The organism is Mesorhizobium sp. KACC 23794 (genome assembly GCF_052180275.1).
Lineage (GTDB): Bacteria > Pseudomonadota > Alphaproteobacteria > Rhizobiales > Rhizobiaceae > Kumtagia.
Genome location: NZ_CP197465.1, coordinates 2,386,751 through 2,405,317 on the forward strand (window position 1 = coordinate 2,386,751; position 18,567 = coordinate 2,405,317).

Consider the following 18,567-nt stretch of genomic DNA (forward strand, 5'->3'; position numbering starts at 1 on the left):
ATCCGTCGATATCACAACATAATTGTTGTGGTCAACGCAATGTCGAATGCTCGCTTATTTGTGGACAGTTTGGTGCAGCTTCCGGTGTTGAGTGCCTGATTGGCTCGGCTGCGTTCTCAATCTCACCAATACGCCGACGCCGCCTCCCCTCCAAACACCTCCGCGACCCGCCTTCGCGTCGCCGGCGTCGTCTCCTCCGGCAGGGCGTCGAGCGCAAAGAACCCGGCCTCTGCGATCTCGTGGTCCGGCTGTTTCGGACGGTCCTGCGCAAAATGCTCGATCAGGTAGAAGGCGACGTGGTCGCGGCGGGTGGCGACGCGGTTCAAGTGGATGGATTTCAGCAGCGGCGGAGCGGTGAAAGAGATGTTGCCTTCCTCCGAGAATTCCCGCGCCAGCGCCTGCTCGCAGGTCTCGCCAAGCTCGACGCCGCCGCCCGGAAGCTGCCAGCCGGGCACATAGGTGTGGCGTATGAGGAAGATTGTGTTGGCCTTACGGTCGAACACCATGCCGCGCACGCCGACTGTCATCGCCCGGCGCAGCAGGAAATATTTGTGGAAGAGGATGGCGCGAAAACCCGGCCAGCCGGTCTGGCGGAAGCGCTTTTCGCTTGGGGCGGAGGGTGAGGCGGCAGTTGCCGGACTGGATCGGTGCATGTGGTGCCCGTGTGGGAGGAAGGCGCGTCAACGACCGACGCTAGCCGAGCCCACCGGAACAGGCCAGCCCGCATCAAAACCGATCACAAGAGAGTCAGAACGGACACCGCCGCCCGCGCCGGGCTGGAAACCGCTCCGGCCGTGGCCTAGAAGGGGCCAATGCTCAGGCTCGCGCATATTTCCGACGTCCATCTGGGGCCGCTGCCCGCCGTATCCTACCGGGAACTCGCTTCCAAGCGGGTGCTGGGCTACGTCAACTGGCGGCGCAACCGCCGAAAGCTGCTCACGCAGGGCACGCTGGGCTCGATCGTCGAGGCGATCGAGGCGGAAAAGGTCGATCACCTCGCCGTCACCGGCGACCTCGTCAATCTGGCGCTCGACGCGGAACTGGAATTCGCGCGGCTGTGGCTGGAGACGCTGGGCAGGCCGGAGGACGTCTCGGTCGTGCCCGGCAACCACGACGCCTATGTGCCGGGCGCTTTCAACAAGGTCTGCGAGCTGTGGGCGCCGTGGATGCGCGGCGACGGTTTTGAGGGGCCGCTCGGGCGGCTCAGCTTTCCCTATCTGCGGGTGCGCGGAAACGTGGCGCTGATCGGCGTCTCCACCGCGCGGGCGACGGCGCCGTTCATGGCCAACGGGTTTTTCCGCGAGGAGCAGGCGGCGCGGCTGGGGAAAATCCTCGACGAGACCGGACGGCGAAACCTGTTCCGGCTGATCATGATCCATCACCCGCCGGTGCGGGCGGCAGTGCCGCAGCACAAGCGCCTGTTTGGCATTTCCAATTTCCACCAGACGGTGATCAAGCATGGCGCGGATCTCGTGCTGCACGGCCATTCGCATTTGCCGACGCTGTTCTGGATTGGCGAGCGCAAAAAACCGGTGCCGGTGGTTGGCGTGGCGGCGGCGGGGCAGGGGCTCGGCGGGCATCATCCGGCGGCGCAGTACAATCTGTTCGAGATTTCCGGCGAGCCCGGCCATTGGCATATCGGCCTGATCAGGCGCGGCCTGACCGCGCCGGGCATCATTTCCGATGTCGGGACGTTCGACCTCGGCTCGCCGCGCAAGGCGCCGGCACCCTTCGAGAAGGCGACGCCGCCGGAAGCTACTGGAGCAGGGTGACGAGCCGGTCCCAGAACAGCACGACCGCGGCGACCAGCCCGAACAGCAGCCCGGCAAACACGATCCACAGCTCGGACAGCAGGCGCCGCCAGATGCTTTTTCGCGGGGGCGCGATCTTGCCCGGAGCCGGGGCGTTCAGCAGGGAGGCGGAAAGTTTTGGCGTGGGTCTGTATGCAGGTTTGGCAGCCGGCCTGGGCGCATGTTCGGCAACGGGTCTCGCGGCCGGTTCATGCACAGGCTTGGCAACCTCCTTGGCAACCGGTCCTGGCGCGGGCGTCCTGGCGGTTTCGACCGCCGGGGCGATATCGCCTTCCAGCATGTGCTCGCGCTCGACAATCCGCTCGGCGACATAGCGCGTCACCCGGTCGGCGATATCTTCCATCTTGTGCGATTCGGCCAGAACGACGCGGCCGTTGCGGGTGTCCTTGACGAAGCGGTAGGTGCGGCGGTCACGGCCCATGGCGACATGGCTGACCGCGTCGATCCACAGCCTCGGTTGCAGCCCCGACGAGATGGCGAAGTCAAAGATGTCGATATCGGCCGGCACTTCGTCGAAGACGGGGGCAAGCTCGGCCGCGAGCAATTGCAGCCGGGTGAGGGTGGCCTCGCGCAGCTCGACCACCACGTCCTCGCGGTCCGCCGCCGCGTTCTTCGCCGCGCTGATCGCCTCGGCCAGCTTGCGCTGATGGGCGAGCGAAGCCTGCTTCTCGGCCATTTCACTCATCGTCCGACTCCGGCCCGTTAATCCATTGTTAACATAAACCGGAGGCCAAGCCAGCATTGAGGCGGATATTGCCGGCAAATGAAAGGTGGACAATTGTTGGGCGGGCGGCGGCGAGCCGCCCGCCCACGAAACTATTTCCCGCCGACGATGCGGTTGACCGCCGATACCACCGCTTCAAGCGAAGCGGCGACGATGTTGGTGTTGATGCCCGCGCCGAAAATGACGCCGCCCGGATATTCCATCTCGACATAGGAGATCGCCGCCGCGTTTGAGCCGTGCTGGATCGAATGCTCGGAATAGTCTCGCACCGAGACCTCCACCCCGACATGACGCGAAAGCGCGTCGACGAAACCGTCGACCGGCCCGTTGCCGCTGCCCTTGATCGTGATTTCCTTGCCGTTGTCGAGAATGGTCGCCTCGACGATGCGCCGGCCTTTCGCCGCCGTATCCGGAAAGGTCTGGTGGTCGACGAATTTCAGCCGGCCGGCCGGCTGGTCGATATAGACCTCGCGGAAGCGGTCATAGATGCGCTTCGACGAAAGCTCCTTACCCTCGGCGTCGGTGATCGCCTGGATGTCTTTTGAGAATTCCACCTGCAGGTTGCGGGGGAGGTTGAGCCCATAGTCGGCCTGCAGCACATAGGCGATGCCGCCCTTGCCCGACTGCGAGTTGATGCGGATGATCGCCTCGTAGCTGCGGCCGACATCCTGCGGGTCGATCGGCAGGTAGGGTACTTCCCACAGCGGCTTGTTGGCGGTCTTCAGCGCCTTCATGCCCTTGTTGATGGCGTCCTGGTGCGAGCCGGAAAAAGCCGTGTAGACCAGTTCGCCGACATAGGGGTGGCGTTCGCCGATCTTCAACTGGTTGGAATATTCGTAGACGTCCCTCATGCGGGTGATGTCGGAACAGTCCAGTTCGGGATCGACGCCCTGCGTGTACATGTTGAGCGCCAGCGTGACGATGTCGACATTGCCGGTGCGCTCGCCATTGCCGAACAGCGTGCCTTCGACGCGGTCGGCGCCGGCCATCAGGCCGAGCTCGGTGGTGGCGATGCCGGTGCCGCGATCGTTGTGGGGATGCAGCGAGACGATGATGTTTTCGCGGTTGTCGAGGTTGCGGCACATCCATTCGATGCGGTCGGCATAGATGTTGGGCGTCGACATCTCGACGGTCGAGGGCAGGTTGAGGATCAGCTTGTTGTCCGGGGTCGGCCTGATGATCTCGGTGACTTCGTTGCAGATCTCCAGCGCCACCTCGAGCTCCGTGCCGGTAAAGCTCTCCGGCGAATATTCGAAGCGGAAGCCACCGCCGGCCTTGGCCGCCATGTCCGCGATCATTTTCGCCGCGTCGGTGGCGATCTGCTTGATGCCGGCGACGTCCTTCTGGAAGACGACGCGGCGCTGCAACTCGCTGGTCGAGTTGTAGAAATGCACGATCGGGTTCTTCGCGCCCTGCAAGGCTTCGAAGGTGCGGGTGATCAGTTCCGGCCGGCACTGCACCAGCACCTGGAGCGACACGTCGTCCGGCACATTACCTTCCTCGATGCACCAGCGGGCGAAGTCGAAATCGGTCTGCGAGGCGGAAGGAAACCCGATCTCGATCTCCTTGAAGCCCATGTCGAGCAGGAGCTGGAACATGCGCGCCTTGCGCTCCTGGCCCATCGGGTCGATGAGGGCTTGGTTGCCGTCGCGGAGATCGACGGAGCACCAGATCGGCGCCTTGTCGATGCGCTTCGACGGCCAGGTGCGGTCGGGCATATCGACCAGTGGATAGGGTTCGTATTTCACCGCTGATTGCGGCATGCCATGCGCGGCGCGGATGAGGGTTGTCTGGTTCATCTTGCTTCTCTCTGCGCTTCAGGCACGGACGCGATGTCCGATGAAGCGTCTAAAACAGTTTGCTGACTGGAGTGCGACTGGCAAGGAGCAGGCGCCGCCTTCGGCGGTCGAACGACCGCCGGGCGCTCCTCAGCGAGCCCGGCGGTCGCCGATAAGGCCGAGAAGCAGGATCGCGGAAGACAGCGCACGCAAAGTCGCCGACGCAAAGGCGTCCCGGCGACTGGCTGCGCTGTTCACGGGCGAGTTCATGGGCGGGTTGATACAGCAGGCGGCAGGCGGAGGCAAGGGGATGGAGATTGTCGATTGTCAACGGATTGAGGGCGTTGCATCATTCCCCCTCGAAATTAAAGTCCCGTTCATTCTCCAGATACGGGTCCTTTTGGCGGCCGTGACGCATGTTCAGAATATGCACCTCTGTGCCTCTGATCTTATAATCGAGAACATAGTCGTCCACGACAAGTCGGCGAAGGTCTCTGATCGGCAAGAATCGCTCGATGCCTACCATCGGAAAATCAGCCAGCAGTGTTGCTGCTTCCCGCATTCTGAGCGTCAAGCGCTTTGCGGCCGAGTTGCTATGCCGCCGTAGATATGCCTTCTCGGCAACCAGAAAATCTCTGACTCTCCGAGAGATGACGACTTTCATTAGGCCGCATTGCTTCTTGCATCTGAATCCAATTCGTCAAGGACGTCGTTTAGATCGTAAGAATCGCCCTCGGCAATCTGCCGTTGTCCCTCGGCGGCGTGCAAAATATCTCTGCCTTCTAGAGCCAGATAGGCTTTCATGGCGCGAACCATCACCCAACTGCGGCTGCGTTCGGTCACGTTTGCGATCATTTCGATCTCGTCAAGCACGTCGAGAGGTATCCGCAACGTTATTGGATCCGATAGCTTTTTTTGTTTTGACATCGCTTTTCCCTGATTTTGTAATACATCCTATTCTTTTTTGTCACTTCCGGCAATCTGCCTCGCGTCTCGCCGTCTTGATGCCGGCGGCGCATGGGACTATCAGCGGCATCCGCGGCGGGCGGCCGCCTGACAAATGCTCCAGCGAAACCGGATAGCCGGCACGTGCCATCCTTGCGAAAAAGCTTCGATGCCCTGATGGAGCGCCGCACGGCGGCGATCCCGACCGTCGCGCTGACGCCTGACGAGCGGCTGGCGCTGGTGGGCCGGCACGGGGATTTTTCGCTCGCCTATTCGACTGCTGTCCAAGACGACCTCTCGTATTTTGGTGGCAAAGCCGGCTACATCGCCTTCGGTCGCAAGATGGGCAGCGCCGTGGCGCTCGCCGACCCGGTCGCTGCGCCGGGAGAGCGGGCGGACCTTATCCGGGGCTTCGTACGCGAGGCGCATGACCCGTGCTTCGTGCAGATCGGCGAAGCCAGCGCCCGCGTGCTGTCGGAGCTCGGTTACAAGGTCAACCGCATGGGTATCGACACACGGCTGACGCTGACGCCCAAAACCTTCGCCGGCAGCCGCAACGAGACTGTGCGCTATTCCGAGCGTTGGCTGCTCAAGAACGGTTTTTCGATCGTCGAGGACGACGGCAGCGGAGCCCATGCCGCCGAAATCAAGCAGCTTTCCGATGCGTGGCGGTCGCAACGCATCGTCAGCCACCGCGAGATGCGTTTCCTGAACCGGCCGTTCCGTCCCCAACTCGGCAACGGCATGCGGCGCTTCATGCTGCTCGACCCGCAAAGGCAGCCGGTCGCCATCCTGGATTTCGACCCGATGGTCGAGAATGGCGAACTCGCCGGCTACACCACCTCATTCAAGCGCAAGCTGCCGGGCATCACCGCGCATGCCGAGATCGGCCTGACGAAATTCGCCGCCGACCGGCTGCGCGACGAGGGGCGGAAATTCATTACGCTCGGCATGTCGCCGCTCGCCGGCGTCAAGGAAAGCGGATTTGCCGAAAGCAAGCTCATGCTGCGTGCCATGCAGCGGTTTTTCAGGTCGCATTGGATCAATCGCCGCATCTTCAATGTCGAGGGACAGGCGGCGTTCAAGCGGCGTTTTCACGGCGACGAGGAGCCCGTCTACATCGCTTTCCGGCGGCTTTCGCCGTTCCAGGTTCTGGCGATCCTTCGTCTCAGCAAAGCGTTCTAAGGTTTCATGCCGCGGGCGATGAAGCGGGCCAGCGCCGGACCGAACAGCAGCACGAAGATAAGCCGCGCCGTCTGCAAGGCCATGACCAGAGACAGGTTCACGTGGCTGGAAGCCGTGGCGATGATGGCGACCGAATCCAGGCCGCCGGGGCTGGTGGCGAGATAGGCGGTCAGCGGGTCGATGCCGAGTTCGTGGCTGAGCAGCCAGGCGATGGCCCCGCAGAAGCCCATCAGCAACAGGATCGACAGCGTGACCTGCGGCAGCACGCGCAGCGCGTTCCAGACGACGGCCCGTGTAAAATTCAGGCCGACGGCCGAGCCGACGATCACGTAGCTCACGGCCTTCAGCCATTCGGGGATCTGGAACGGTATGCCGCCGCCGAGATGCAGCGCCATGGCGAGCAGCACCGCGCTGAGGAAATAGGGCGAGGGCAGGCGCAGCAGCTTGCCGACCGTGCCCGAGACCGCCGTCACCAGCACGGTAGCGCCTAGCCCCAGCCAGTCGACGGGCGGAAACCAGATGCGCTCCGGCGCGACCATGTCGGATGTGTCGACCCAAAGCCGTGCCACGAAGGCGGCGGCCAGCGTCACCATCACGACCCGGAGATACTGCATGAAGGCGACGAGCCTCGCGTCGGCGCCGAAGGCTTCGGCCATCAGCACCATGGCGGTGGCGCCGCCGGGCGCCGATCCCCAGACGGCGGTCGATCCGGGCAGGATGCGCAGCCGGCTGATCGACCAGCCGAGGAAGCTGGAAGCCGCCAGCGTCGACAGCACCGCGAACAGGATGATCGGCCAGTCGGTGGCGAAGGAGGAAAAGACCTCGACCTGGATGGAGGAGGCGACAAGGCAGCCGATGACCGCTTGGCCGAGGCCGAACAGCGGGCGCGGCATGCGGATGGTCGCCCCGCAGGTGCCGGCCGCGATGGCAACCAGCATCGGCCCGATCAGCAGCGCCGCGGGGAAGTCGATCGAATGCAGCGCGACGCCGAGGGCGGCCGCGCCGACGAGAAGCAGGAGCCATTGCACGGGTGGCGGCAGTGTTGCGAACGGTCCGGGAGACGGCGGGGGCGGGGAAGCCATGGCTCCCTTCTAGCGCCGTGCTTCCGCCGCTGTCAGCCCCGCATTGGAAGTTTGTTGCGGCTCACTACCCCCCGCTGATCGCCGTCAGCACAAAAACCTCCGTGCCGGGTTCGATCTTCGTCTCCAGTTTCGCCCGCTCACCGTCGATGAAGACGTTGATATGCTTGCGGATCGCCGGGGTGGTGTCGCACAGCCGGTCGCGCATGCCAGGCCAACGGGCGTTGAGCGCGTCGATCATCTCGCGCACCGTGCGCGCCTCGACCTCGACGCGCCGCACCGAGCCGGGAAACAGGTCGACCAGCGGCCCCGGCAGCCGCACCCTGACGCTGGCGCTTTCCTGAATGCGGTCCATCTGGCTACCCCGATCCGCCTACCGGTCGACAACCAGCGTCTCGACTGAGAGCACCGTCGGCAGGTGCTCGGCGATCGGCGCCCAGCTCTCGCCCTCGTCGGCGCTGGCATAGACCGAGCCCGAACTGGTGCCAAAATAGACGCCGGCCCGCTCGTGCCTGTCTGTCGCCATCGCCTGGCGCAGCACCCCGAAATAGGCGTTGTGCTGCGGCAGGCCCTCGCGCATGTCCTGCCACGTCTTGCCGGCGTCGCGCGTGCGCCACACGGCCGCCTTGGCGTCGGGCACGTAGCGGCCGGCGGAATCACCGTTGAGCGGTAGAAGGAACAGCGTGTCGGGGTCGCGCGGATGGGCGGCGGCCGGGAAGCCGAAGGTCGAGGGCAAGCCGGCCTCGATGCTTTTCCACTCTCTGCCGCCGTCCTCGCTGACATACATGCCGCAATGGTTCTGCTGGTAGAAGCGCTCGCCGCCGCCGGGAGCCATCACCACGCAGTGCACGCACTGGCCGAATTCAGGGTATCTCTGGTCATCGGGGTTGAAGTCGGCGCGGGTGCCGCGATTGCGCGGTTCCCATGTCTTGCCGCCGTCGGAGGTATGGAAGACGCCTGCCGCCGACACGCCGATCCAGATCTTGTCCTCGTCGTCGGGATGCACCACCAGCGAATGCAGGATCAGCCCGGCGCCGCCCGGCTGCCAGTGCTCGCGCGACGGATGTTTTTGCAATCCCTCGATATGTGACCACGTCTGGCCGCCGTCGTCGCTGCGGAACAGCCCGGCCGGCTGCACGCCGGCATAGAGGCTGCCGTTGCGCGAAGCGAGGCTCCATACGGCCTTCACCGGCTCCTTGCCTTCCTCATAGGCGAGGCCTTCGCTCGAATGCGTCCAGCTTTTGCCGAAATCGGTGGATTTCCAAACCGCCGGCCCGAACCATTCATTGCCGCCGCCGGCATAGATCGTGCCGGACCGTGGATCGGCGACGACATGGTTCATCGGCCAGGTCTCGCAGAACGGGCCGCTCAGCGTCCAATCCTTCCGCGCCTCGTCGCTCTCGGCGATGAAGGCGCCTTTCTTGGTTCCCAGAAGCACAAGAGTTTTCTGTGTCACGTCAACTTCCTCCGCGCGATGACATGCGGCCGTCATCTCCATTCGGGCCGCAAAAGCGATGGCCATTGCCTCGCTCGTACAGAGCGAGGACGAAGGACGGCGTTCACAGCCGACATCGCCTCGGAGAAGTTTAGCGCTTTTTTCGATCCGGCGCATTGGCGCCGAAAGCCGTCAGGCGAACGGCACCGCGGCAGTACCCAGCGGCAGTTTCGCCTCGTCGTCCGGCTCGACATGGATCAAGACGCGCACCGAAGGGATTTCCGCCCTCAGCGCGTCCTCGATGCGGTCGCAGATGACGTGGCTCTCGCGCACCGCCATTTCGCCGTCGACGATCAGGTGGAACTCGATGAAGGTGGCGCGTCCGGCGGTGCGCGTCTTCAAATCATGGACCTCCAGCGCGCCCTTGGAGTTCGCCGAGATGATGTCGCGGATATGCAGATTGTCCTCGAGCGGCACCGCCTTGTCCATCAGGCCGCTCAGCGAGCCGCCGATCACCTGCCAACCCTGGTAGAGGATGTTGAGGGCGACGAGGATCGCCAGCAGCGGGTCGAGGATGCTGTAGCCGGTCAGCACCACGCCGACCAGGCCGGCGATGACGCCGAGCGAGGTCACGACGTCGGTCATGATGTGCCGGCCGTCGGCGACCAGCGCCGGGCTTTTCTCCTGTCTCCCGGTGCGAATGAGAATCCAGGCCCAGCCCGCATTGATCAGCGCGGCGAAACCGTTGACGGCAAGGCCTTCCCATGGCTGCACCAGCGGCTGCGGACGCAGCAGCGCCTCCCATGCGGCCGCGACGATCATCAGCGCGGCGAGCACGATCAGCACGCCTTCCAGAACCGCTGAAAAATACTCGGCCTTGTGGTGCCCGTGCTGATGGTCGCTGTCGGCCGGCTTGTGGCTGACCTGGATCGCCCAGAAGGCGGCCGCGGCGGCAATGACGTTGACGATCGATTCCAGCGCATCCGAATAGAGCGCGACGGAACCGGTGATCATCCAGGCGAACGCCTTCAGGCCGAGCACGCCGAAAGCGACGATGATCGACCAGAAGGCGAGGGTGGCGACGCGCTGCTTGGAGGGCAAATTACGCCGCCTTTTCCTTGGCTTTGCGCGGCAGATGGGCGACGACGTTCTCGATCATCCGCATGCCGGCGTTCTGGCCGAGCGTCATGATCGATTCGGGATGGAACTGCACCGCGGCGATCGGCTCCTTGCGGTGCTCGAAAGCCATGATGACCCCGTCCTCGGTCTCGGCGGTGACGATGAAATCGTCGGGCAGCCGCACCGGATCGGCGAAGATCGAGTGGTAGCGGCCGACCGTCACCTCCTTCGGAAGGCCGGAGAAGATGACGCCCGGTTTCGACACGCGGATGCGCGAGGGTTTTCCGTGCATGGGGATATGGAGCTGGCGCAGTTCGCCGCCATAGGCTTCGGCCAGCGCCTGCAGGCCGAGGCAGACGCCGAAGATCGGCAGGTCGCGCTGGCGCGCCTTCTTTATGGTGGCGGCGCAGTCGAAATCTTTTGGCGTGCCCGGACCCGGCGACAGGACGACGAGGTCGGGCTTCAGCCTGTCGAAGATTTCCTCCGGCACTGGCGAACGCACCGTCGAGACATTGGCGCCGGTCTGGCGGAAATAATTCGCCAGCGTGTGGACGAAGGAATCCTCGTGGTCGACCAGAAGGATGTTCACCCCGTCGCCGACGCGGGCGGCGCTGCGGTCGCCGGCTGCCGCATTGCCGGCCTTGGCGTCTCGGATCGCGGAAATCATGGCGGAGGCCTTCAGTTCGGTTTCGGCTTCTTCTTCCTCTGGAATGCTGTCGAACAGCAATGTGGCGCCGGCGCGCACTTCGGCAATGCCGTCTTTGATGCGGATGGTGCGTAGGGTCAGGCCGGTGTTCATGTCGCCGTTGAAGTGCACCATGCCGATCGCCCCGCCATACCAGGCGCGCGGGCTTTTTTCGTGCTTCTCGATGAAGCGCATGGCCCACAGTTTTGGCGCGCCAGTCACCGTGACCGCCCATGCGTGCGACAGGAAAGCATCGAAGGCATCCATGCCCTCGCGCAGACGCCCCTCGATGTGGTCGACCGTATGGATGAGGCGCGAATACATCTCGATCTGGCGCCGGCCGATGACGCGAACCGAGCCCGGCTCGCAGACCCTCGACTTGTCGTTGCGGTCTACGTCCGAGCACATGGTGAGTTCGGACTCGTCCTTCTTGGAGTTGAGCAGCTTCAAAATCTGCTCGCTGTCCGAAATGGCGTCCTCGCCGCGCTTGATCGTGCCGGAGATCGGGCAGGTCTCGACACGCCGGCCATTGACCCGCACGAACATTTCCGGCGAGGCGCCGATGAGGAATTCGTTTTCGCCGAGATTGATGAAGAAGGAATAGGGCGAGGGGTTGATCAGCTTCAGCCGCCGCGAAATGTCGGACGGCAGGGATTCGCACCGCTCGTAGAACATCTGGCCGGGCACCACCTCGAACAGGTCGCCGCGCCTGAAACTCTCCATCGCTTTCTTGACCAGTTCGGCATATTCGCCGGGCTCGTGATCGCCGCGCGGCGGGATGCGATCCGCTGTCTTGAACGGCTCGGCCTCGCTGTCGCGCGGCAGGCCGGTGGTGTCGAAACCGCTTCCGGAATAGTCGTAGCGGTCGTGCCATGCTTTTGCCGAATGATGGTCGACGACCAGGATTTCGTCCGGCAGATAGAGCACGAGGTCGCGCTGGCTCTCGGCGCGTTTAAGGGAGAGATCGACCGGGTCGAACTGGAAGGCGAGGTCGTAGCCGAAGGCGCCGTAAAGGCCGAGATTGGAATCCTGGTCGGTGTGGAACAAAGCGGTGATGGCGCGCAGCACCGTGAACACCGAGGGCACGCGCGAGCGCTCCTCCTCGGTGAAGACTCGGCCCGGCTCGGCGATCTTCAGCGCCAGGCGGCGCTGCGTCGTCTGCGTCAGCGTCACGTCCTTCAGCGGCAGCAGCGTGCGCGCGATGATCGGCAGCAGTACCTCGCCGCGGCTGTTCAGCGCCTCGACGCGCATCGAACGGCCGCGCGCCGAGATAACCAGCGGCGGGTCGATCACTGCCGTATCCCAACGCGTATAGCGGCCGGGATATTCGTAGTTGGACGAGAAGACCGCGCCGCGCCGGCTGTTCAGGCCATCGACATAGGCTTCTATCGCACCCTTGTAGGGCGTGTCATGGCGCTGCCGGACGATGGTTATCCCGCCCGACGTCGTGAATTTCTCGGCACCGTTGTCGAGGATCTCGACCGACATTCGTCTCTCCATCCGTTCGCCGCGCCGAGGTCCGGATAGGCATCAAAAACAAATGGCCGCCCGGACTTCTCCTGCGGCCACTCCCTCTTTTACGCGCACGCGTCTCGGCAGGCCGCTGTCAGCAGGCCCACCACCAAATGGTCTTGATCGACACCATACGCATGAGCGACTCCAATAGCGGCGAACATCTTACGGAGCAAGCGGATTCCGGCTGGCGGAAGCCGCCGCGCCCAGAGGCGCTGCACACCAATTCCGACCACGCGCTCTACGTGGCGAAACGCTCGGGCAAGGGCCGGCACATGCAATATGCGGCGATGCTTTGAGCGGTTGTCGACCGGACGGGCTCAGTCCTCCAGCGCGCCCTCGCGAGTGCTCGCGCTCGGCGCATCGCCGACAAGTTTCACCAGATCGTCGCCGGCATAGGTCGAGCGGCGGAACACCCGCGTCAGGACATAGCCGGCTTGCGGCGCCAGCACGTCGGTGGAGCCGCCTTCCTCACCTGCCGCATGCACGATCGTCGCCAGGCGGTCGCCTTTGCTCACGCGGTCGCCTGGCTTGACGTCGAACAGGATCGCGCCGGCGCGGGGTGCTGTAACCATCTCGATATTCTCGATCGGCGCGACGAGGCCGGCGAAGGAACTGACGCGTGGCAGCGCCGGATTCTCGATCACCCCGCGCGCCACCAGCAGCCGGTACAAACCGTCCGCGTCGGATTGCGCCAGGGAGCGGTCAACGTCCAGCAGCCCGCGATATTCCACCGTGGTCACGGCGCGGCGTTCGAGTTTCGCTTCTTCCGCCGGCATCTGGAGATAGGGATGCAGCGAGGCCTCGTCGAAGGACGCGCCCGACGATCCCTCCCACAGGATCACCGCCGCGACGCCCATTGCCGCCGCGCAGTTCTCCATGCCCGGCCAAAGCGCTTTCGGTACATAGAGATAGGCGACCCCCTCGTCGTCGCAATGCAGGTCGAGCACGATCTCGTGGCCGACCGACAGTTGCAGCAGCCGGTGTTTCAGGCGCTGGTCGACGGTCGCGCCCTCGTCCCGCAGTGTCGAGGCGTCCGGCTTTTCCAGCAACGGGAAATCGCGGTTGAAATTGGTGCGCGTGCCGAGGTGGAAGCGGCCCTGCACGGCGCCGAAATGATATTGCGCGCGGCCGACCGGATTGGCGTGCGGCACGAGCGTGATCGCGCCGCGAATGCGGCCCTCGGCTTCCGCCTTGCGCAGTTTCGGCATCAGCGCGTCGATGGCGACGGTTCCCGGCAACTCGCCGGCATGCAGGGCCGCCTGCAGATAGGCCTTCGGCGCGGCGGGGTCCGAACCCTCGAACCGAAACACCGGGAAGGAGTAGGCGGCACCCTCGGTGTCGCCCATAATGGTCTCGATGGTTTTCTGCATGATGTCACCCGGTCAATTGGGGGCGACAATGGCCGGTCCAGCCTTCAGCCGCAACGGCAGCGCCGCTCGATCGGCTGGGCCAGCCGGCGAAAAGGGGGAGGGCGGCAGCCGAAGACCACCGCCCTCCGATCGCGATCAGTTCACCGCGGAAATGTTTCCGAGGCGCAGGAAAAGCGTCTCGCCGGAAGAGTCGTCCACCCCGTCATTGTCGGTGACGACGAAGGCATTGCCGGAGGCGTCGATGGTGAAACCTTCCACCTTGTCGACCACGTAGCCGTTGGTCGCCGACTTGAGGTCGGGGATCAGATCGCGCACCTTGGTCTTCTCGACCACCGGCAACTCGCCGTCGAGCGCCACCGGCTTGAAGGCGTCGAGCGATACAGAATAGAGGTTCTTGGCCTTGGCGGCCTGGCCAATCAGGTTGTCGCGCTCGATAATGTAGAGCTTGCCGTCATGGGCGGTGATCTCCGAAAGGCCCATCCAGCCGGCCTCGGTGGCGTCGAGCGGATAGCGCACGGCCGACCATTCCTTGGCCTTCGGCTTGTAGGCGAGCAGTTTCGTCTGGCCCTTCGGGTCGTCCTTCCACTCGCGCTGAACGGCCACGACCAGAGTCAGGTCGTCGCCCGAGCCGATCGTGGTGATGCCTTCGAGGCCGAAGCGGGTCTCGCCGGCCAGCAGTGCTGCGGGGAAGGCGATCTCCTTGTCGATCGCGCCCTTCGCGTCGACATGGAAGATGCCGTGCGGCACCATCTTGGCGGCGTCGCCCTCATTGGCCAGCCAGAAGCCGCCTTCGCCGTCAGACACGATGCCTTCGAGATCGAGTTTTTGCGCCGGGTGGCCACCGCGCGTCACGATGGTCTTGCCGGTGATCAGCGCCGGCGTCTGCGTGGCGTCGATCTCGAAGATCGCCGGCGCGGCAGAGTAGACCGAGTCCGACACGGCGTGGAGTTTTCCGGGGTTGGCCGGATCGGCGGCGAGGCCGGAGAGCGCGCCCCAGCCGAGCGGTGTCCCGTCTTCGTTGGGCTTGGCGGCGATCATCGGATAGGCGGCGGGAGCCTCAGTGCGCTCGTAGATCATGACATGCGAGCGGGCCAGTCCGTCCTCGCCGAGGTCGGTCTCGTTGGCGGTGACCAGCAGGTTGCGCGACGGGATGGCGACCAGGCCTTCCGGCCCGATGCCCGAAGGCAGCACCTGCAAGAACTGCGGCACCGCGCCGGTGTCCTTGTAGACACCGATCAGCGAGCCGCGCTCGGAGGCGACGAAGAACAGTTTTTCGTCGCCAAAACTTGCTGCCTCAAGACCTTCCGGCTCGTTGCCCTTCTCGTTGCGATGCTCGGGATAGTGGCCGACCTTGGCGACCTCGTATTCGAAGGCCGGGCCGGATTCGTAGACGACCTCACCGCTCTTGTTGAAGATGGTGAAGCCGCGCGTGCCGCCCTTGTAGTCGCCTTCGTTGGCGACGACGAAGCGGTCGTTGTCCAGCCACTTGACGGCGTCCGGCTCGCGCGGCGTGGCCTTGACCTTGCCGTCGAAGGAGAGCGCGCCGTCCTTCTTGGTGTCGACCTTGTCGAGTTCGACCGAGCCGGCCGAGAAATGCTTGACGATCTTGCCGAAAGCGGCGTCGACGATGGCGATGTGGTTGTTTTCCTGCAGCGTCACGGCGATCTCGCCGGCCTCGTTGAAGGAAACGAATTCGGGTTCCGGATCCTCCGGCGCGACTTCGGCGATGCCGGTCATGTCGACGGTCTTCATACCAGCGCAATCCGGCACGCTGTCCTTCAGCGACAGGATCTTGAGGTTGCCGGCGGGCATCTGCGGGATCTCGCCGTCGTTCAGGTCTTCGTCACGCTCGTTCTCGATGGCGATGGCGATGAAGGCGCGGTCGCGGCTGATGGCGATCGAATCCGGCTGGCCGCCGAGATCGCAGGTGGCGTCGACCGTCTTGCCGGCAAGGTCGATCACCGACAGATTGCCGGACGGCTCGGCCTTCGACTTGGAGGTGTTGACCGCCGCCAGGATCTTGCCGTTTTCGATCAGAACGGATGTCGGCTCGCCCTCGAGCTTGATGTAGCCGCCGGCCTTCGGCGCCTTGGGGTCGGTGATGTCGATGATGCCGATGCCGCCATGCGGGCTGTCGGAATAGACCAGCGTCTTGCCGTCCTCGCTGGCCGAGATGATCTCGGAAGAGGTGGGGGAGGCGCGGTCCGCCTCGGGCAGGTTGTCGGCGACCGCGAAGGTGGCGACGCGGTTGAACATCATGTCGGCGTGGGCGGGGAGTGCGGCGGAAGCGAGCAGCGTTGCGGTCAGCGCCAGCAGGCGCGATTTTCTGGACATGGAACCCTCTCGATGAATCTGGAATGCGCGCCTGCTTTGCGCAACGCATGTTTCAGCGGCATGAAGGTTTGATGACGGTTGCATGACGTCCGGGGCCGGCCTCGCCGCCGAAAGCTCTGTCCCGCGCCTGCTTGTGCCTGGACCTGGGCGCTCGAAGGGTACCGTCCAGGGAGACGGCCTGAAAAAGGGGATGGTTTTCGCGTCGTTCGATGAAAAAGATTATCTCCGCTCCTGAATCCAAACGGATTTTTCGGGCGCTTGAGGCGGCCTGCCGGATTTTTATCCCCCGCCGGAAATCCGCGCGCATAATTCCCCGCAGTTTCTCCCGCGGGGACACCTGTCGCGACGGTGATTGCGTGGGGAGAGACCGGCGCCTCCGGTGCGGGAAGACGTAGCCCGCGCCCGGGGAGGTTTTGTCCGAAGGTCCTCCCTCCGCAACTACGTGCGGTGTGCGCTGGACGACGCGCTTAAGCACGGCCAGCCGAGGCACAAACGCCGGAGCCGGAGCTGTCGCGAAGCAGGACGGGGCGGAGCCCAAAGTCGCCGGCGGGGCGCGAAAGTCGCGCCACGTATTGTTAAATTTGAGAGGCTCGGCCTCGCGCCCCGCTTCCCGAACTGCCCCTCGCCAATGAGGGCATTCTCCCGGCAATGGCCAGGGCGGTTTTCCGCAGCGTGGCGACGACGGGGTTCGACCCCGCGTTGACAAAGTTTCCGGAAAGTCGGTTGATCGGCGCTTCCGCCAGGAGGTTCAACATGAAGGCCGTGCTGAAGATTTTCGCCCTTATTGCCCTCGCGACGCTTGCCTCGCCGACATTCGCCGAGGAGCGGTGGCAGACGCTCCCCGAACCCGCACCCATGCCGAAGCCGGCCGAAAGCGGTTATGCCCAAGTCAACGGTATCGAGATGTTCTACCAGGTCTTCGGCTCCGGCGAGCCGGTCCTGCTCATCCATGGCGGTCTCGGCCATGGCGACATCTGGTCGGCGCAGGTAGCCGATCTCTCGAAAGATCATAAGGTCATCGTTCCGGACAGCCGCGGGCACGGGCGCTCGACGCGCAACGCCGAACCGTTCGGCTACGATCTCATGGCATCGGACTATCTGGCGCTGCTCGACTATCTCAAGGTCGACAAGACCGCGCTGGTCGGCTGGAGCGACGGCGGCATCATCGGCATCGACATCGCCATGAATCACCCCGAGCGGCTGACGCGGCTGTTCGCGCAGGCTGCCAACGTCACCACGGACGGGGTCGATCCCGGCGTCGCCACCAACAAGACTTTTGGCGCCTATATCGCGCGCTCTGGCGAGGACTACGCCCGGCTTTCGAAGACGCCGACGGAATATGACGCCTTCGTCACCCAGATCAGCCATATGTGGGAAACCCAGCCGAACTGGACAAAGGAGCAACTCGGCAAGATCACCGTGCCGACGGCAATCGTCGCCGGCGACCACGACGAGGCGATCAAGCGCGAGCACACCGAATACATGGCGTCAGTCATTCCCGGCGCGAAGCTGGTGATCCTCGAAAACGCCAGCCATTTCGCCATGCTTCAAGACCCGGAGGGTTATGACAAGGCGGTGCGTGATTTCATCGACGCGAAATAGGCGGCAGGAGCGCGAGGGGCAGATCGGCCCCGGGGGCCTTGCTTGGCTCGTGAAACTGGCCCAGTCCCACGGGCCGCCAGCGCGTTGACAAAGCAACCCGAACGTCGATTGATCGCGGCTTCACACGCGGTCTTCCGCCGCGCCCGTCCAGCGCCGTCAACCCGAGGCCGTCATGACCGACCAAGCTCAACACGCCCGCACCTTCCATGCGTTGCACGCCAAGGGCGATCCGATCGTGCTTTACAACGCCTGGGATCCGGGCAGCGCGCAGGCGGTGGCGAAGGCAGGCGCAAAGGCGATCGCCACGGGAAGCTGGCCGGTGGCGGCGGCGTTCGGCTTTCCCGACGGCGAGAAGATCCCCCTCGACATCGCGCTCGACAACATCCGGCGCATCGTTGCCGCCGTCGATCTGCCGGTCACGATGGACCTGGAAAGCGGATACGGCGTCGAGCCGGCGGCCGTCGCGGCCACGGTGACGCGAGCGATCGAGGCGGGAGCCATAGGCTTCAATTTCGAGGACCAGATCATCGGCGGCAGCGGCCTTTACGACATTCCGGCCCAGGTGGCGCGGATAAAGGCCGTCAGGCAGGCGGTCGAGGCCTCCGGCATCCCTGCCTTCATCAACGCGCGCACCGACATTTTTCTCAAGGCAAAGCCCGACGAACACAGCGCTGCATTGCTGGATGCGGCAATCGAGCGGGCGCGTGCGTATCAACAGGCCGGCGCCAGCGGGTTTTTCGCACCCGGTCTTGGCGACGAAGGCCTGATCGGGAAACTGTGCAGGGAAGTGGCGCTGCCGGTGAACATCATCGCGCTGGCGCACGTGCCGCCGCGCCAGCGGCTGGCCGAACTCGGCGTCGCGCGTATCAGCCACGGCCCGGTGCCGTATCGCAAGATGGTGGCATGGCTGGAGGAGCAGGCCAGGCAGGCGATCTCCGGCTAAGCTGGTATTTTGAGGCGGAGCACCCTCCGGCTTCCGCCGCAC

Annotated in this window: 17 protein-coding genes; 5 read left to right on the forward strand and 12 right to left on the reverse strand. The window is 64.3% G+C overall.

Annotated elements, in window-relative coordinates; genetic code table 11:
• Positions 1-122: 122 nt before the first annotated feature.
• A complete protein-coding gene (locus ACSBOB_RS11770) occupies positions 123-653 on the reverse strand; it encodes an NUDIX domain-containing protein (RefSeq protein WP_442582574.1) in 531 nt (176 codons plus the stop codon).
• 159 nt (positions 654-812) lie between these two features.
• Between ACSBOB_RS11770 and ACSBOB_RS11775 the strand changes: the two genes are divergently transcribed.
• Complete coding sequence (locus tag ACSBOB_RS11775) at positions 813-1,772, forward strand: metallophosphoesterase family protein (protein WP_442582575.1); 960 nt, start codon at positions 813-815, stop codon at positions 1,770-1,772.
• Here the strand turns inward: ACSBOB_RS11775 and ACSBOB_RS11780 are convergent.
• From ACSBOB_RS11780 to ACSBOB_RS11795, 4 genes are all read right to left on the reverse strand, one after another.
• On the reverse strand, positions 1,756-2,496 hold the full coding sequence (locus ACSBOB_RS11780; protein WP_442582576.1) for a hypothetical protein: 741 nt from the start codon (positions 2,494-2,496) through the stop codon (positions 1,756-1,758). The two genes, ACSBOB_RS11775 and ACSBOB_RS11780, sit on opposite strands and share 17 nt — an antisense overlap.
• 131 nt (positions 2,497-2,627) lie before the next feature.
• On the reverse strand, positions 2,628-4,298 hold the full coding sequence (leuA, locus tag ACSBOB_RS11785) for a 2-isopropylmalate synthase (protein WP_442583713.1): 1,671 nt from the start codon (positions 4,296-4,298) through the stop codon (positions 2,628-2,630).
• A gap of 364 nt (positions 4,299-4,662) precedes the next feature.
• Positions 4,663-4,977: a type II toxin-antitoxin system RelE/ParE family toxin gene (locus tag ACSBOB_RS11790; protein ID WP_442582577.1), complete on the reverse strand. Its 315-nt coding sequence runs from the start codon at positions 4,975-4,977 to the stop codon at positions 4,663-4,665.
• A complete protein-coding gene (locus ACSBOB_RS11795; RefSeq protein WP_442582578.1) occupies positions 4,977-5,240 on the reverse strand; it encodes a CopG family ribbon-helix-helix protein in 264 nt (87 codons plus the stop codon). Before ACSBOB_RS11795 ends, ACSBOB_RS11790 begins: the two co-directional genes overlap by 1 nt.
• A 162-nt stretch (positions 5,241-5,402) precedes the next feature.
• On the opposite strand from ACSBOB_RS11795, the gene ACSBOB_RS11800 reads away from it, so the two are divergent.
• Positions 5,403-6,443 carry a phosphatidylglycerol lysyltransferase domain-containing protein gene (locus tag ACSBOB_RS11800; RefSeq protein WP_442582579.1) on the forward strand — a complete coding sequence of 347 codons (1,041 nt, stop codon included), beginning with the start codon at positions 5,403-5,405 and terminating at the stop codon, positions 6,441-6,443.
• Here the strand turns inward: ACSBOB_RS11800 and ACSBOB_RS11805 are convergent.
• The 5 genes from ACSBOB_RS11805 to ACSBOB_RS11825 form a co-directional block, all read right to left on the reverse strand.
• Positions 6,440-7,525, reverse strand: a complete 1,086-nt coding sequence (locus ACSBOB_RS11805; protein WP_442582580.1) for an AbrB family transcriptional regulator — start codon at positions 7,523-7,525, stop codon at positions 6,440-6,442. The genes ACSBOB_RS11800 and ACSBOB_RS11805 overlap by 4 nt on opposite strands.
• 64 nt (positions 7,526-7,589) lie before the next feature.
• The gene (locus ACSBOB_RS11810; protein ID WP_442582581.1) at positions 7,590-7,877 is read right to left on the reverse strand and encodes a MoaD/ThiS family protein; all 288 of its coding nucleotides are present in this window, start codon (positions 7,875-7,877) and stop codon (positions 7,590-7,592) included.
• A gap of 18 nt (positions 7,878-7,895) precedes the next feature.
• Entirely contained in the window at positions 7,896-8,978 is a 1,083-nt protein-coding gene (locus tag ACSBOB_RS11815; RefSeq protein WP_442582582.1) for a WD40/YVTN/BNR-like repeat-containing protein, read from the reverse strand.
• Positions 8,979-9,149: 171 nt separating this feature from the next.
• The gene (locus tag ACSBOB_RS11820) at positions 9,150-10,058 is read right to left on the reverse strand and encodes a cation diffusion facilitator family transporter (RefSeq protein ID WP_442582583.1); all 909 of its coding nucleotides are present in this window, start codon (positions 10,056-10,058) and stop codon (positions 9,150-9,152) included.
• Position 10,059: 1 nt separating this feature from the next.
• On the reverse strand, positions 10,060-12,249 hold the full coding sequence (locus ACSBOB_RS11825) for an anthranilate synthase (RefSeq protein WP_442582584.1): 2,190 nt from the start codon (positions 12,247-12,249) through the stop codon (positions 10,060-10,062).
• Between the two features lie 161 nt (positions 12,250-12,410).
• On the opposite strand from ACSBOB_RS11825, the gene ACSBOB_RS11830 reads away from it, so the two are divergent.
• Entirely contained in the window at positions 12,411-12,572 is a 162-nt protein-coding gene (locus ACSBOB_RS11830; RefSeq protein ID WP_442582585.1) for a hypothetical protein, read from the forward strand.
• Positions 12,573-12,593: 21 nt separating this feature from the next.
• Here ACSBOB_RS11830 and ACSBOB_RS11835 read toward each other — a convergent pair whose 3' ends face one another.
• Positions 12,594-13,646, reverse strand: coding sequence for a peptidase M14 (locus ACSBOB_RS11835; protein WP_442582586.1), 1,053 nt, complete (start codon positions 13,644-13,646; stop codon positions 12,594-12,596).
• A gap of 135 nt (positions 13,647-13,781) precedes the next feature.
• Positions 13,782-15,980, reverse strand: a complete 2,199-nt coding sequence (locus ACSBOB_RS11840; protein WP_442582587.1) for an esterase-like activity of phytase family protein — start codon at positions 15,978-15,980, stop codon at positions 13,782-13,784.
• 753 nt (positions 15,981-16,733) lie between these two features.
• Here ACSBOB_RS11840 and ACSBOB_RS11845 point away from each other — a divergent pair.
• On the forward strand, positions 16,734-17,582 hold the full coding sequence (locus ACSBOB_RS11845; RefSeq protein ID WP_442582588.1) for an alpha/beta fold hydrolase: 849 nt from the start codon (positions 16,734-16,736) through the stop codon (positions 17,580-17,582).
• A gap of 172 nt (positions 17,583-17,754) precedes the next feature.
• A complete protein-coding gene (locus tag ACSBOB_RS11850) occupies positions 17,755-18,525 on the forward strand; it encodes an isocitrate lyase/PEP mutase family protein (RefSeq protein WP_442582589.1) in 771 nt (256 codons plus the stop codon).
• Positions 18,526-18,567 lie beyond the last annotated feature (42 nt).

Bases quoted from the DNA above. Each gene is read 5' to 3' on its own strand.
- ACSBOB_RS11770 (WP_442582574.1), bottom strand. From the start codon at position 653: ATGCACCGATCCAGTCCGGCAACTGCCGCCTCACCCTCCGCCCCAAGC.
- ACSBOB_RS11775 (WP_442582575.1), top strand. From the start codon at position 813: ATGCTCAGGCTCGCGCATATTTCCGACGTCCATCTGGGGCCGCTGCCC.
- ACSBOB_RS11780 (WP_442582576.1), bottom strand. From the start codon at position 2,496: ATGAGTGAAATGGCCGAGAAGCAGGCTTCGCTCGCCCATCAGCGCAAG.
- leuA (WP_442583713.1), bottom strand. From the start codon at position 4,298: ATGCCGCAATCAGCGGTGAAATACGAACCCTATCCACTGGTCGATATG.
- ACSBOB_RS11790 (WP_442582577.1), bottom strand. From the start codon at position 4,977: ATGAAAGTCGTCATCTCTCGGAGAGTCAGAGATTTTCTGGTTGCCGAG.
- ACSBOB_RS11795 (WP_442582578.1), bottom strand. From the start codon at position 5,240: ATGTCAAAACAAAAAAAGCTATCGGATCCAATAACGTTGCGGATACCT.
- ACSBOB_RS11805 (WP_442582580.1), bottom strand. From the start codon at position 7,525: ATGGCTTCCCCGCCCCCGCCGTCTCCCGGACCGTTCGCAACACTGCCG.
- ACSBOB_RS11810 (WP_442582581.1), bottom strand. From the start codon at position 7,877: ATGGACCGCATTCAGGAAAGCGCCAGCGTCAGGGTGCGGCTGCCGGGG.
- ACSBOB_RS11825 (WP_442582584.1), bottom strand. From the start codon at position 12,249: ATGTCGGTCGAGATCCTCGACAACGGTGCCGAGAAATTCACGACGTCG.
- ACSBOB_RS11830 (WP_442582585.1), top strand. From the start codon at position 12,411: ATGAGCGACTCCAATAGCGGCGAACATCTTACGGAGCAAGCGGATTCC.
- ACSBOB_RS11835 (WP_442582586.1), bottom strand. From the start codon at position 13,646: ATGCAGAAAACCATCGAGACCATTATGGGCGACACCGAGGGTGCCGCC.
- ACSBOB_RS11840 (WP_442582587.1), bottom strand. From the start codon at position 15,980: ATGTCCAGAAAATCGCGCCTGCTGGCGCTGACCGCAACGCTGCTCGCT.
- ACSBOB_RS11845 (WP_442582588.1), top strand. From the start codon at position 16,734: ATGAAGGCCGTGCTGAAGATTTTCGCCCTTATTGCCCTCGCGACGCTT.
- ACSBOB_RS11850 (WP_442582589.1), top strand. From the start codon at position 17,755: ATGACCGACCAAGCTCAACACGCCCGCACCTTCCATGCGTTGCACGCC.